The organism is Fibrobacter sp. UBA7003 (assembly GCA_002449765.1).
GTDB lineage: Bacteria > Fibrobacterota > Fibrobacteria > Fibrobacterales > Fibrobacteraceae > Fibrobacter.
In genome coordinates, this window is sequence record DJXN01000002.1 from 311,784 (window position 1) to 324,581 (window position 12,798).

Annotated in this window: 12 protein-coding genes; 4 read left to right on the plus strand and 8 right to left on the minus strand. The window is 54.9% G+C overall.

Going from position 1 to position 12,798, the window contains the following annotated elements; genetic code table 11:
• Nucleotides 1–14: 14 nt before the first annotated feature.
• The 3 genes from B2952_RS01825 to B2952_RS01835 all read left to right on the plus strand — a co-directional run bounded on the left by B2952_RS01825 (nt 15) and on the right by B2952_RS01835 (nt 3,069).
• Complete coding sequence (locus B2952_RS01825; protein WP_290735556.1) at nt 15–1,091, plus strand: RluA family pseudouridine synthase; 1,077 nt, start codon at nt 15–17, stop codon at nt 1,089–1,091.
• Between the two features lie 18 nt (nt 1,092–1,109).
• Entirely contained in the window at nt 1,110–1,745 is a 636-nt protein-coding gene (yfcE, locus tag B2952_RS01830) for a phosphodiesterase (RefSeq protein WP_290729235.1), read from the plus strand.
• 79 nt (nt 1,746–1,824) lie between these two features.
• Nucleotides 1,825–3,069, plus strand: a complete 1,245-nt coding sequence (locus B2952_RS01835) for a nucleoside recognition domain-containing protein (RefSeq protein WP_290735553.1) — start codon at nt 1,825–1,827, stop codon at nt 3,067–3,069.
• Here B2952_RS01835 and B2952_RS01840 read toward each other — a convergent pair.
• From B2952_RS01840 to B2952_RS01855, 4 genes are read right to left on the minus strand one after another with little or no spacing between them, the layout of a single operon-like run.
• Nucleotides 3,066–4,235 carry an alginate O-acetyltransferase AlgX-related protein gene (locus B2952_RS01840; RefSeq protein ID WP_290735549.1) on the minus strand — a complete coding sequence of 390 codons (1,170 nt, stop codon included), beginning with the start codon at nt 4,233–4,235 and terminating at the stop codon, nt 3,066–3,068. The two genes, B2952_RS01835 and B2952_RS01840, sit on opposite strands and share 4 nt — an antisense overlap.
• An 8-nt stretch (nt 4,236–4,243) precedes the next feature.
• Nucleotides 4,244–5,824 (minus strand): MBOAT family O-acyltransferase, encoded by a 1,581-nt coding sequence (locus tag B2952_RS01845; protein ID WP_290735546.1) that lies wholly within the window; start codon nt 5,822–5,824, stop codon nt 4,244–4,246.
• Nucleotide 5,825: 1 nt separating this feature from the next.
• A complete protein-coding gene (locus tag B2952_RS01850) occupies nt 5,826–6,839 on the minus strand; it encodes a calcium/sodium antiporter (RefSeq protein ID WP_290729222.1) in 1,014 nt (337 codons plus the stop codon).
• Between the two features lie 19 nt (nt 6,840–6,858).
• On the minus strand, nt 6,859–7,863 hold the full coding sequence (locus B2952_RS01855; RefSeq protein WP_290729219.1) for a porin family protein: 1,005 nt from the start codon (nt 7,861–7,863) through the stop codon (nt 6,859–6,861).
• A 94-nt stretch (nt 7,864–7,957) separates the two neighbouring features.
• Between B2952_RS01855 and B2952_RS01860 the strand changes: the two genes are divergently transcribed.
• Nucleotides 7,958–9,424: a leucyl aminopeptidase family protein gene (locus B2952_RS01860; RefSeq protein WP_290729215.1), complete on the plus strand. Its 1,467-nt coding sequence runs from the start codon at nt 7,958–7,960 to the stop codon at nt 9,422–9,424.
• A gap of 13 nt (nt 9,425–9,437) precedes the next feature.
• Here the strand turns inward: B2952_RS01860 and B2952_RS01865 are convergent, their stop codons facing one another.
• The 4 genes from B2952_RS01865 to B2952_RS01880 are packed head-to-tail and all read right to left on the minus strand — an operon-like array spanning nt 9,438 to nt 12,746.
• Nucleotides 9,438–11,144, minus strand: a complete 1,707-nt coding sequence (locus B2952_RS01865) for a histidine kinase N-terminal 7TM domain-containing diguanylate cyclase (protein WP_290729212.1) — start codon at nt 11,142–11,144, stop codon at nt 9,438–9,440.
• Between the two features lies 1 nt (nt 11,145).
• Entirely contained in the window at nt 11,146–11,631 is a 486-nt protein-coding gene (locus B2952_RS01870; RefSeq protein ID WP_173381980.1) for a dihydrofolate reductase, read from the minus strand.
• Between the two features lie 15 nt (nt 11,632–11,646).
• On the minus strand, nt 11,647–12,459 hold the full coding sequence (locus B2952_RS01875) for a thymidylate synthase (protein ID WP_173381981.1): 813 nt from the start codon (nt 12,457–12,459) through the stop codon (nt 11,647–11,649).
• Nucleotides 12,460–12,494: 35 nt separating this feature from the next.
• The gene (locus B2952_RS01880; RefSeq protein ID WP_173381982.1) at nt 12,495–12,746 is read right to left on the minus strand and encodes a hypothetical protein; all 252 of its coding nucleotides are present in this window, start codon (nt 12,744–12,746) and stop codon (nt 12,495–12,497) included.
• Nucleotides 12,747–12,798: the final 52 nt, after the last annotated feature.

Below are 12,798 nucleotides of genomic sequence, written 5' to 3' on the forward strand. Positions count from 1 at the left end.
CTATCTTTCATTACATGATTACGCGCATCATCGACCGCAACTTCGCCAACATGCGACTGGACCGTTTTTTACGCAAGGCATTCCCCGACGAATCCCTGTCGGTTTTCTTCGCCGTCATCCGCAAAAAAAAGGTGCGCGTGAACGGAGTCGTCGGCAAGGCGAACCAGATGCTTGCCGAAGGCGATACCGTCTGCATCTACGAGAACTTCAAGAGCGTGGATGAATCCGCAGCGCAAACCACCGAAACGGAACAGTCGCCGGTACCAGCCCCAAGTTCCGGTTTCGCGAAGAACAAGTCCACATGGGGCAAGGTCCTCTCCCCTGCAGAAAAGCAGGCGGGCTGGGGCGCGAATGACCTGGATATCGTCATCCAGACAGAAGACTACGTCATCGTGAACAAGCCCTCGGGACTTGCGAGCCAGCCGGGTTCCGGTACGCGCCCGGGCGAAAGCCTCGTGGAATACCTGTGGGAATGGGGCCGCCGCGAAGGCCTCGACTTCAAGCCCACCATCGCGCACCGTCTGGACCAAGAGACATCGGGCATGCTGATTGCGGCCCTCCACGGCGACACGCTGCGCGACTTTACCCGTATGATTCGCGAACACGAGGTGGAAAAGTTCTACTTCGCGCTCGTGAAGGGCAACCTGAAAAAGGAAAAGGGCACGATTTCGGAATCGCTTACCCGCACCGATGCCGCAAAGGGCAGCAAGATGAAGGTCGGCGAGAGCGGCAAGGACGCGAAAGAGGCCGTAACGCACTACCGCGTAAAGCAGCACTACGAAGGTTACGACCTCGTGAAAATCAAGCTCGAGACCGGGCGCATGCACCAGATTCGCGCGCACTTTGCAAGCATCGGACACCCGCTCCTGGGCGATACCCGCTACGGCGATTTCGCACTCAACCGCGAAGTGAAAAAGACGCTCGGGCTCCACAGGCTATTCCTGCACAGTTGCAGGCTCGAATTCGTATGGCAGGGCGAACGCAAGGTATTCGATTGCCCGCTCCCGAAGGAACTGCAAAGCGTTATAGACAACCTAAAGCCCATGCGTTTTAGGCACGATATTGCCGACCCACGCGGGGCAAGGAAATAAGATAGCTCAGGAAACAAGATGCGCGCACTTATCCTCTCCGATATTCACGGTTCCGCCATCGCCGCAAGGCAGGCGCTTGCTTTTTTCGAGAAATTCAACTGCGACAAAATTTTTTTGCTGGGCGACACGCTCTATCACGGACCGCGCAACCCGCTCCCGGCGGGTCACGGCCCCATGGGAGTCGTCGATGCGCTTGCTCCCTACAAGGAGCGCATCGTCGCGGTCCGCGGGAACTGCGATGCAGATGTCGACCTGATGATGCTCGACATGCCCATCGAGGATGAATTTGCTGTCGTGAAAGATGACCGCGCAGGCGCTACGCCCGCAGAAACGACGCTGTTTCTGAGCCACGGGCACATCTTTATGCCGGAATGCTTCCCCGCAGATGCGCTCCACACGCTCGCCCCGAACGACCTGGAACTGAACGGCAGAAGCGTCGATGCGTACGTCTACGGGCACACGCACATCTGGAAATGCGAAAAGAACTTCAAGGGAGTCCTGCTCGTGAATCCGGGTTCCACGAGCCTCCCCAAGGGCGGAAACCCGCCGACCTTCGCCCTCTACGAAAGCGCGACCGCAGCCTCCCCCGCCAAATTCAGCATCCACAGGCTCGACGACGGCAGCGAATTAAAATGTGTAATGTGTGATGTGTAATGTGAAATGGTTTTCAATTACACATTACACACTTCACATCTCACACTCCCATCCTACTTTTTTTACTAACATTTAAGCCATGGTCTTAAACATCATCTGGCTCATCTTCTTCTTTGGCGCATTTATCGCGTGCATGGTGCAGTGGATCGCCTTCGGCGACACCCAAATCTTCAACAAGACTATCATGGGCGCGTTCGACATGTCGAAAACCGCGTTCGAAATCGCCCTCGGCCTCACTGGCATACTCAGCCTCTGGCTCGGCATCATGAAGATTGGCGAAAAGGCGGGAGCCGTACAGATTCTCGCAAAAATCGTCTCCCCGCTGTTCAGCAGGCTCTTCCCCGAAGTTCCGAAAGACCACCCGGTCGTGGGCACGATGCTCATGAACATAAGCGCGAACATGCTCGGGCTCGATAACGCGGCCACCCCGATGGGCCTGCAGGCGATGAAGCAACTGCAGGAACTCAACCCCAACGAAGACAAGACTGTCGCGAGCAATTCGCAGATTATGTTCCTCGTCTTGAACGCGAGCGGCCTTACGCTCATCCCGGTGAGCATCATGACGTATCGCGCCCAGATGGGAGCGGCAAACCCGAGCGACGTATTCCTCCCTATTCTCCTCTCTACGTTCTTCAGCACCATCGCGGGCATCATCGCCATCAGCTTTTTCCAGAAAGTAAAACTCAAGGACCCGGTAACGGTTGCCTGGCTCGGCGGGCTTTCTGCCTGCGTCATCGCCATCATGGTCTACTTCAGCCACCTCACTGCCGAAGCCATCGGAACCACGAGCCTATTCATCAGCGGCATCGTATTGCTCGGCCTGATTGTTGCGTTCATGGCCCTCGCCGTCTACAAGAAGGTTCAGGCCTACGAGGCGTTTATCGAAGGCGCAAAGGAAGGATTCCACACGGCAGTCATGGTCATTCCCTACCTGGTCGCCATTCTCGTGGGAGTTGCCGTATTCCGTTCTAGCGGGGCAATGGACCTGGTCATGAACGGAATCTCGTGGGTTCTCGCCTGCTTCGGAATCGGCAACGACGTAGTTCCCGCTCTCCCCACCGCATTCATGAAGCCCCTGAGCGGAGGCGGTGCGCGCGGCATGATGATTGACGCCATGAAGACTTTCGGTGCGGACAGCTTTGCAGGGCGCCTCAGCAGCATGTTCCAAGGCGCAACCGACACCACGTTCTACATCATCGCGGTTTATTTCGGTTCCGTGGGCATCAAGAAGACGCGCCACGCCCTCACCTGTGCACTCATTTCCGATGCGGTAGGCATCATCTCGGCAATTGCAATCGCGTACCTGTTCTTCCCGCCAGTCTAATAACTAACGACATGAGGCGTCACCAGCCTCTTATTCGGGAACAGCATTATTGAAAGTTTTGCGGCAATCGAATCGCTCGCAATTTCGTGCGCGTTTCCGTTCCAGTGGGAATCAGTCTTCCAGAAAATATCCTTACCGGCCTTACGCGCCTTGAAGAACGGAACCGTCAGGTCAACGTTCTCGATGCCAGCAGAATCAAGCATATCGTAAAAGTCAAAGTAGTGCTTTGCATCAGGTGACACCGTCGGCAATCCCATAGTCAAGAACCAGTCATTCACATCATCGCGCCAAAAGAGGTTCCGGTTCGGAGCCATCACAAACAGGAGGCGCGCACCGAAGGATTTCGCCAAGGAATCCAGCCCCTTCAGGTGTTCCGCTACAGCCTCGTATTCATCGAGATTCTTGTTGTCAAGGAGCACACCGGCGGTATCTTCCGCAAAAGCAAGGAACGGTTTCGTCTCGTGATAAGTGCCAACCCCAATCCAGCCCTCGTCCGCCCCCGGATGCGTATCCTTGTAGAACGAATAGCGCCATGTATCCGTCAATTCACGCACGGCGGCCGTCGGCGGGAAGCGACGCAGTTTAAAATCGACCGTTCCCGGAGCCTCGAGGAAGGCGCGACGCCGGATGCGCTTGACTTTCGAGCCTAGGCCCTTGCCCTCGTTCCAGGGCGCCACGTCGCCATAATCGAATACCGCATTCGCACCGAAGTTCACATACACGTTGCGTTCGACACATTCCACCACGATGACTTTCGGAACGGGCTTCCCTTCCTTCGCGCGGGCAGCGGCAAGCGCAAAGAGCGATTTCGGGGAGCCCTGCAGGTCAATGTAATCCACCGCAGAAACCTTCCCGATTCCCGCCGCAGAAAGCTTATCCGAAACTTCTTCGGGCAACGGCTTGTGGCCGAACTGCACACGGCTGAAGCTATCCCCCAGCCACCACACGATTCCCGAATCAAGTGGTGCAATATGCACGCTTTCATCGGGATGGTACGGCTTGTCGACATCTTCCTTGAACTTCTTTACGGAAGTGAGCCTGAAGAGGTCTCCCCTGCCGGTAAACCACTGCGGGAACGCCCCGCTAAAGAACAGCACGAGCATCGCGATTGAAACAAGCCCGAACCCGCGAACACACCAGAGAGCGATTTTAGTCTTTGTATCCATCGTCGCTCCTAGAACTGGAAGTAAATGAATCCCTGCCCGCTAAAGCGGCCGAGGAAAATGATTGCCAACAGATAGACAAGGCACCATGTCCAGCGCCATACACCGGGCTCATCGCCCACGACGCAGCCGCGAGTTCCACCGCGAGTCACAAGCGAGCGGATACCCCATATCAAAAGGCCCGCAAGCACAGCAAGGGCTGCAGGAATATGCACAGCATCGTTATCGACACAGAAAAGCGAATGCGCACAATTTCCACCGCACAACATAAAAGGACCTTTCAGGAAAGCATCATCGTGAGGAACAATGTACGCCTGCGTCAGGCTTTCGAACGGCCCGAAATTAAATATGCCGGCAATGTAGTTGAGCCACGTGCCAAAATCCGGTGCGCGGAACAGCGTGAAGAACAGCACGACAAGCGCAAAAGTCTTGATACGACCGAGCCACGGGTGCTTTACCGGGAGCTTGCGCCACGGACGTTCCAGCACATACGCGACACCGTGACACACGCCCCACGCCACGAAAGTCCACGCAGCACCGTGCCAGAGTCCGCTCAAGAAAAATACGACAAGCACGTTCACGATAGCGCGCGGGCGTCCCTTGTGCGAACCGCCGAGGCTAAAGTACACGTATTCGCGGAACCAGCTCGTGAGCGAAATGTGCCAGCGTTTCCAGAAGTCGTAGATGCTTGTCGCAAGCAGCGGCGCATTGAAGTTTTCCATCAAGCGCACGCCAAAAATCCGCGCGATACCGATAGCGATATCCGAATAACCCGAGAAGTCGAAATAAATCTGGAAGGTAAAGAAAATGCCCGCAAGAATCAGTTCTACAGGAGACAGTTCCGACACGTGGCCCGCAGCAACACCATTGAACACGCCATCCACGAATACGCCCAGGTGGTCTGCCAGCACTGCCTTCTTGAAGAACCCCTGCAATATGCGGAACATGCCCGCCTGCAAGTCGCCCAAATCGAAGCGGTGCTCGAGCGCAAGTTGCGGCATCAAGTGCGGAGCGCGCTCGATAGGGCCAGCCACCAGCTGCGGGAAGAACGTCACGTACAGCGCGTAGTTCGCAATGCTTTTGCATGCGGGAATCTTCCCGCGATAAACGTCAATCACGTAGCTCAGGCTCTGGAACGTGTAGAACGATATCCCCATTGGGAGCAGCAACTTGGGCAAGTCCAAAGGTTTCCCCATCCACGGGGCAACAACCGCATTCCACGTTTCCTCGAAGAATCCCAGGTACTTGAACGCAAACAGAAGCCCGAGGTCAAAGCTCAGCGAAACTGCAAGCGCGATGCGCCGTTTAATATTCGCCTTAGCATCCGCGCCGGGCAAACCTTCAAAACGGCCATCCGCACTCCGGCCAAACCTTTCGATAAAGCGCGCCATCGTGTAATCCACGCCGATTGTCGCAAGGATAAGCGCAAGGTACTCGGGTCGCCACACCGCATAAAAGTAGAGGCTCGCAACAAGAATCAGTATGCGACGGAACTTGCCGCCCCAGGCATTCTCCCTGCCCACGGGAACCGCGTAGTATAGCCCTACGACAGCGACCGCAAACAGAATGAAATACCAGGAATGGAAAAGCACGCTACTTCAAGACTCCGGTCGCCTGCGCAATAAGCACGCCGATATAGCCCACGTAGGCAACGAGAAACACGGTACCTTCGAGGCGGTTGATGCGGCCAATGCGCTTGCCATCCGCACCGACCCTGCTCTTGCGCACAGGAAGCCCGAACAGCAGCAGGAGAACAGTCAGCACGGCCATGACCGGCAGGTCACGGCTCAGGATAGAAGCGCTGAAGGAATGCATCGGGGCAATCGTCGCAGCGATGCCAACCACCAGGAGCGTATTGAACAGGTTTGACCCGATAATATTGCCAATGGCGAGGTCGTTCTCGCCCTTGCGGGCTGCCGCAATGGAACTCGCAAGTTCCGGGAGCGAGGTACCCACGGCGACAATCGTAAGACCAATCAGCAAGTCGCTCACGCCGAGCGCACGAGCAATTTCAACTGCACCCCACACGAGCGCGCGAGAACTCGCCACCAACAGCGCAAGCCCGAGCACAAGCCACAGGATAGACTTTCCGAGAGAAAGCTTTTCGCTCTCGCCCAATTCCGCCGCAGCCGGTTCTTCCGCAGCGGCACCCTTTTTCTGGCGAAGCTCGCTCACGATATTGAAGGTCAACACGCCCGCAAAAACGAGCAGCACGACAATGCCGTCGAGCCTGCTGATGGAGCCGTCCAACGCCTGGAATATGGCAACAGCCGTAACGGCAATCAACACGGGCAGGTCTCGCACGAGAGCCTTCCGCACCACGATAACCGGCGAAATAATCGCTGTCACGCCGAGAATGAGGGCAATGTTTGCGATGTTGCTCCCGTAAGCGTTACCAAGGGCAAGTTCAGGAGCATCCTGCATGGCAGAAATCGCCGAGACAACCATCTCCGGAGCGGAGGTGCCGAACCCGACAATAACCATACCGATAAGGAGCGTAGACATGCCGCAAAACTTGGCGACACCTACCGCACCATCAACAAACTTGTCCGCACTCCATACCAGGACACCCAATCCCAGGACTACAGCGAAAATCGGAAGAATCATAAACAAGAATTAGACCTGCTTAAAAAGCGTAAATGGAAAGGCCAAGCATCAGGGAGGTGCGAGTCAAATCGTTGATGCGCCAGCCGGGTACACCCTCGTAATTGTTCGAGAATCCGCAATCCGTCCGTAGATCGAAGGACAAGTACTTGTTCGCGCGGATGCTAAAGCCAAAGACAAGAGCAAAATCCATAGATGCACGGTAATCCAAATCAATCATGTCGGCTTTGCGATTTACCTGGTCCCCGTTCGACTTCTCATAGGAATACTTGAACTCATCGCGCACCGGGATAGATACCTGCGCACCCATGTCGATAGTAAAGCGGGAATATGTCGGCTTCAAGACAAACAGGAGCGGAACATCGACCTTGTCCTGTTTAAACTTCACATGGGCTTCCTTGGAAAGGTCGCTCGTATAGGCATACGAGGCGCTCGTCTCGCTGCGACTGTAGAAAGCGCCGATCCTGAATCCCATGGTATATTCGTTCAGCGGAATCAGGACAAAGGCACCCGCCTTCCATTCGACACCGTCATAGGACTCGTTAAGGTCCCAATTATTGTCATACAGGTTACTCATCCCGATAAAGGCCTGGACACCGGCAGAGAACGTCATCGGGACAGGATCAGGACGACGGAATGCCGGAGCCTCGGGCGCGGGCTTCGCTTCTTCTGCATAGGGATAACCCGCAGGAGCATCTGCCGGGACGCCACGCACTGCCCTTGGTGCAGGGACTTCCCCATCCATCACAGGCTCGGCCTCGGTGGGCGCCGGTTCCGCAACCGCATCTGTAACAGGTTCGGCGGCTGGCTCAACAACCGGTTCTGCCGGCTGCGGAGCTGATTCGACAGATTCGGCCGTTCCAGGAGCGGTAACTTCGGCAGCGCCCGGTTCGGGTGCTGCCGGAGCCGGATTTTCAGCAACAGCCTCTTCCGCAGCAGGAGCCACTTCAGCAGGAACTGCCGCATCTGCAGCAAATACGGCTGCAGAAAGCGCAAAGATAGCGGTAACGCAAAATTTGAGGTTCATCTTGCACTCCATTTTTAAGTTCAACTAGTTCTAACATTCAACATTATAGCATTTTTTTCATTTCGCAGAACAGCACATTGCTATCTTTATGGACATGAAATTGAACATTGTCACCACCGAATCCGCCAAGGCCTCCGAAAGCAAGGCCTATGCGCTGTTTTTTGTCAAGCAGTCCATCCAGTTTTCCAGCGTGCTGACCGAAACCGGCAACGCCCAAGCCGAAACCGTCCTCAACGGCATGAAGGATGGTCCGTTCGAAGACCTGGAATACCTCGAAATCGACGCCAAGCCCACATTTTTCGTAGATGCCGCAAAAGAGCGCGGCCTTTCCGCCCTCGATCACCTGCGCATGGCCGCCTACCGCCTTGCCGGCCGCGCTATGAAAAAACAGATTGCCTGCGTCAGCCTTTTCCTTGCCGATGCCGCCGACGAACAGTTCAAGGCCATCCTCCACGGACTCCACTACGCCGAATACAAGTTCGACGCCTACAAGAGCAAGCAGAAGCCCAACTTCCAGGTGATCTACGAGATTGTCGCGGGTGACCGCGCGGGCGCCTTCAAGAAAATTGCCGAAGAAGTCGCCATCGAAAACAAGGCGGTCGTGCTCGCGAAGAACCTCATCAACACCTGCGCCGCCGACCTCTACCCCGCCGAGTTTGTTCAAAACGCAAAGACCATCGCGAAATACACTCCGGGCCTTACCGTGAAGGTGCGCGACATGAAGCAGCTCGAAAAGGAAGGCTTCATGGGCCACGTGACTGTCGGAAAGGGCAGCTCGCACGAGCCGTACATGATTACGCTCGATTACAAGCCCGCCAAGCGCACGTCCAAGGACCACCTCGTGATTGTCGGCAAGGGCCTCACCTTCGATACCGGCGGACTCTGCCTCAAGCCGCCCAAATCCATGCCCGAAATGATCAGTGACATGAGTGGCGCCGCTACCGCGCTCGCCGCCATCCAGGCCATCGCTACGCTCAAGCTTCCGATTCACGTAAGCGCCGTCTGCTGCCTCGCCGAAAACGCCATCGGCAACAAGTCTGTCCTCCCGGGCGACATTTTCAAGGCCAAGAACGGCAAGACCGTCATGGTCGACAATACGGACGCCGAAGGCAGGCTCGTACTCAGCGACGGACTTGCCGAAGCGGGCGAAATCGGAGCGACGCACATCGTGGACCTCGCCACACTTACCGGAGCCATGGTCCGCGCACTTGGTTATGCCGTCGCCGGATTCTTCAGCAACGACGACGATCTCGCCCTCAAGGTCATCAACTGCGGCGAAGCCTGCTGCGAAAAATTCTGGAGCATGCCGCTCGAAGAAGAATACGCCGATGCGCTCAAGGACAAGTTCGCCGACCTCAAGAATACGGGAAGCGACGCGGGAGCCATCTCCGCAGCACTTTTCCTGCAAGAATTCGTCCCCGAGAATACCGCCTGGGCGCACTGGGACATCGCAGGCACCGCATTTTCGACCAAGAAGTGGAAGTACACCGAATACGGCGCCACCGGTTTCGGCGTGCAGACTCTAATCGAGCTTGCCCGCGAAATGTCGCAGACAAACTAAGCAATCGAACTATTTACTTGCGGACCAGATTAGACTTCATGTGCGACTTCATGTCGTACATGCGTTTGTCGGCTTCCTGGTAAACCATTTCCGCCGTAGCGTTCTCACCACATTCCCTACGGTAGGCCACTCCATAGGCGGCTTCCAGCGAAATAGGCAGTTCTTCCTTGCAATCTTTCTGCAACTGCAAAAGCTTTGCGAGCGACGATTCTACTTCCGCAATATGTTCGCTACGGACAATCGCAAGGAACTCGTCGCCACCCATGCGAATTGCAGTCCCTATGCCGGCGAGCGACTGCTTGAACACGTTCGCGAACGCCTTGATCAAGGTATCGCCCGCCATGTGGCCGTACTTGTCGTTCACGAGCTTGAGGCCGTTCATGTCAATGCTCACGATTGCATAGTCGGCAGGAGACTTGTCCAGGAATCCAAAAATCTGCTGGCACTTGGCACGGTTGAAAAGTCCCGTCAAGGAATCCACATACGCCATCGTCGAAAGCACATCCTTTTCGGCCTTGGACTCTAGCAACTGGAAGAGATAAATGATGTAACTCAGCACAAGGCAAAGGACAAACAGCAGGGTCCCAAAGGGAATCCACGTCATATCAAGAATCGGGTTATCTATCAAGAAATACTTGCAGAAATGGTAGCGCATCAAGTCGAGGAGCGCGACACAACCGAACACCACAACGCCCATGGTAAGGAACTTACCCGACAAATCGATTTTGCGGTTGTAGAGCACACCAAAAAACAGGAGATACGAGAAGGCGATCGCAACAAACACATGGAAGAACGGTAGCGAGAAGGGATACCATACCACATTAAGCGCATGGAGAAACGTCGTTACCAGGAGGAACGCAACTTCAACGGCCACAAATGCAAAAGTTCCCCACCATTTCCAACTGGCGATTTTACCTTTCCGCATGTCAAGCAGCAACAAGAAAAACGGAATCGGCGCAAAATAGAGGCTGAAGTATTCCAGAGTCGTATTGAAAGCAAAGTTGTACGAGACAATCTGGAGCAGTTTCTGATAACACAATGTCCATATTCCAAGCGAACACGAAAGGAATCCAATCATGGTGACACGGAACCCCCGGATTCCATGGAAGCTGATTCCGATCCCTATCAGCACGGACAAAAAGCCAAACAGCAGAAGGAATACGCCAACCGCAAGTGCAACTACATGGCGCGACGAATAATCGCTATTGGCATATTGGGCCGGGAGCAAATCAAATTCGGAAAATGCGGAAAGATTTCCTTCGATAGCATGGACAAAACGGATTTCCAGGGGATGTTTCGAAGCCTGTTGGTTCAAGACAACATAATGGAATCCGCTTCCCACCATGCGTCCCTTCATCTGTTTTTCCTTGCCGTATGAATAGACGACACGTCCGTCCTCGACAACCTCGACCATCATATGGTAAGTCTTGAACCGAAGAACCGTTTTCGGTTTCAATTCCGAAGGGAGCGCGAACTTTAAAGTGACTGTATCACCCTTCGCCATATTTTCAGGAAGCACATAGTTCGAAATTGAAGGGACTTCGAACGTTTCCCCTTTGTACAAAATGCTCCCAGCACACTTGAGATGCGTGATAGAAGGCGAAATACCGTTATCGCGGACAATCAAGAGCACAGCAATAAAGAACAGCAACAGGGCTAGCGTCAGGAGCCTCGCCAAAATCTTCTTGATTACTCTGGAGACGTCCATTCCCTTCTGCATCTTATCGTTCCCAGACCTCGAACAAAGTTTCAAAATCATTCTTTTCGTCGGCAGCAAAAGCCTCTTCGCTCACCTTGTGCCATCCATCACCCCAATCCGGGAAGTACACGTCGCCTTCGACATCGGAAAGCACACGCGTCAGGTACAACTTTTTCACAAGCGGCATCGCCTCGCGGTATACGGCGGCGCCGCCGATGATGAAACATTCCGTTTCTCCGGCGGCAGAGGCCTTTTCCAAGGCCTCCCCGAGGCTCCGGCACACCGTGCACCCCGGAGCCTCGAACGCCGTATTCCGCGAAAGCACGTAGTTCGTGCGGTTCGGGAGCGGACGTCCGATGTCGTCGTAGTTCTTGCGGCCGAGGATAATCGAATGACCAGTTGTAATTGCCTTGAAACGCTTGAGGTCGGCAGACAGGTGCCACGGGAGGTGTCCATCGCGACCGATGACATTATTCCTAGAAACAGCAACGATAGCAGAAACAAGCATACCGAATCACCCAGCCTATACCGCGATGGGAGCCTTGATGGTTGGCCACGGGTCATAATCGACGAGTTCAAAGTCCTCGAACTTGAATTCGAAGAGATCCTTCACGTCGGGATTCACCTTCATGGTCGGAAGCTTGCGCGGCTCGCGCGACAACTGCTCGCGGGCCTGGTCAAAGTGGTTGCTGTACAGGTGAAGGTCACCGAAGGTATGGACGAACTCACCCGGCTCATAATCGCACACCTGCGCAAGCATCAACGTCAAAAGCGAGTACGAAGCAATGTTGAACGGCACCCCGAGGAACATGTCGGCGCTGCGCTGGTAAAGCTGGCAACTGAGCTTGCGCTTGCCAGATGCACCCACTCCGCCCACGTAGAACTGGAACAGGCAATGACACGGCGGAAGCGCCATCTTGTCGACCTCGGCCACGTTCCAGGCGCACACCAGGTGGCGGCGTGAATCGGGATTGTTCTTGAGGCTGTTGATCAAGTTCTGAATCTGGTCGATGTGGCCGCCATCGGGGGTCGGCCAGCTGCGCCACTGGTGGCCGTAAACCGGACCCAGGTCACCGTTCTCGTCGGCCCACTCGTCCCAGATGGTCACCTTGTTGTCGTGCAGGTACTTGATGTTCGTGTCGCCCTTCAAGAACCACAGCAGCTCATGAATAATCGAGCGCAAATGCAACTTTTTTGTCGTGAGGCACGGGAATCCCTTCGAAAGGTCGAAGCGGGTCTGGCGACCAAAAACGCTACGGGTGCCGGTGCCGGTACGGTCGGAACGGTCCACGCCGTTATCGATAATATCTTGAAGTAGGTCTAGGTACTGTCGCATATAACCAAATTATAAAAAAAGTGGAATCAGAAAACTCACGTTTCCGGCTCCGCCGGGAATATTTCCACACGTTTATATTGGCAAACCGCCTTGTCCTCGGCGACAGCCTTTTCACGCATCAGCATGTTCAGCGCCTGCAATATCAAATCCTGAGTGTGTTTCGGCACGGGTTTCTTACCCAAACGCGCCTTCTGCACCATCTTGTGGTTCAGGTTGGCCGGAAGCTTTTCCACCAGGTCGTGGTTCGACGCCCCGAGGGACTGCAGAATTTCGTCAAGTCTTGTCATGCCTCAAATATAAAAATCCCCGACCCGCAGGGGCCAGGGATTTAAATCTATT